The 1,727-nt window shown below is 74.8% G+C and carries 1 pseudogene; it reads left to right on the top strand.

The window, feature by feature from the left end:
* A pseudogene (locus VF794_RS30800) lies at positions 1 to 1,727 on the top strand (flagellar motor protein); the annotation flags it as partial.

Below are 1,727 nucleotides of genomic sequence, written 5' to 3'. Positions count from 1 at the left end.
GACGGGGATGGGCGCTGTGCCCCCGAGGAGCCAGGCCTGGCCGACGTGCGGCTGGTGCTGGCCACCGGCCGCGAGGTGCGCACGGACACACGGGGGCGCTACCACTTCGCGGAGGTGGACGCGCGGAGCCCCAACGTGACGGGCGGCGTCCACCTGCGGCCCGGCCGGCAGCGGCTGCGGTTGGATGCGAGGACGCTGCCGCCCGACAGCGAGGCCTCGCCCGAGGCCGTCACGGTGGAGGTGCCCTGGGCCGCCGTGGTGCTCCAGGACTTCGCGGTGCGCACCCGGGCCGAGTCCGCCTCCCCCGTGGCGCTCTCCTATGAGGTGGCGCCTCCCCTGGCGGCGGTGGTGCCGGGCGGGGTGGAGTTCCTCGTCGCCGGGCACGCCTCGCCGGGAGCCGAGGTGTCGGTGGGTCGTTTCTCCGCGGAGGTGGACGCGCGGGGCGACTGGCGCGCCCGCGTGCTGCTCGTGCCCGGGGAGAACGTGCTGCCCATCACCGTCCTGGGCCCCGAGGGCAGCCTGCGCCTGCTGCGTCAGCGCATCGACGTGGTGTCGCGCGACGGCGGCCTGCTCGTCATCCCCCGCGAGGCCGAGTCCATTGGGGAGCTGCGGCTGCCGGGTGGCAAGGACAAGCCCCCGGCCAGCGGGCCCAGCTCGCTCCTCGCCGAGTTCCCCGCGGGGACGCGTGTGCGCGCGCGGTTGGGGAATGTGACGGTGGGGCCGGAGGGCTCCGCGGTGGTTCCGCTGGTGCTGGTGCCGGGCCAGAACCTGCTGTCGGTGGTGGTGGAGCTTCCCGGTGAGTCGCCCCGCGCGGTGCCGGTGCGACTGGAGGCGGTGGCCCGCTCCTTCGGGGTGGGGTTGCTGGACGTGGAGGCCACGTTCGCGCCCGCCACGGGTGGTTTCCGGCTACGGGGACGGGGCGCGGCCCATGGCGAGGCACACCTGGGGCGCTTCTCGCTCGTCGGCGAGCTGGACCTGCGGGACACCGATGTGGACGGCCTGCGCGGGCGGCCGGTGTTGGACTGGACGCGCGCCCGCCTCCCGAGACTGGATCGGGCACCGGATCCGGACCTGGCCATCGCCGAGTGGGGCGACGACTCCGTGGGCCTCACGTCCAACCCCGCCGAGGGCCGCCTGCGGCTGGAAGTGCGCCATGACGCGTTGGGCCGGGTGGGCCTGGGGACGTACCGGGCACTGCACGCGGAAGGCGAAGTGGGCCGCTACCACCGGCCGATCTTCGGCCCCTACGCACAGCTCGCGGCGGAGCTGGAGCCGTTGAAGGCGCGCGTGGGCGTGGAGGCCTTCGCCGGAGGGCTGGAGGATCCGACGCAGGGCATCTCCGCCATGCCCGCGTACGAGGAGCTGCGCGCCACCGGAGGCAGCCTCTACTACCTGGGTGCGAGCCCGGTGGCGGAGGGCTCGGAGTTGCTGCGCGTGGAGGTGCGCGACGGCGTCACCGGGCTGCCGCTCGCCGAGCACCATCTGATCCGTGGTCGGGACTACGACATCGACTACCTGGCCGGGCGCATCCTCCTGGCGCGCCCGCTGTCCATTCTCGTCGGGGAGCCGCTGCTGCGCGCGGATCCGCTGACGGCCTCGCCGGAGCCCGTCCTCACCGTGCAGTACGCCGTGCTGCAACTGGGCGCCTCGGCCAACACCGTCGGAGGCGAGGCCTGGGCGGAGTGGAAGCGCGGCCGGGTGTCCCTCTCCGCCGTGCGCGAGCAGCG

Origin of the sequence: Archangium sp. (assembly GCF_036389735.1) — a bacterium.
Lineage (GTDB): Bacteria > Myxococcota > Myxococcia > Myxococcales > Myxococcaceae > Archangium.
This window is presented reverse-complemented; position numbering and strand designations above follow the sequence as displayed.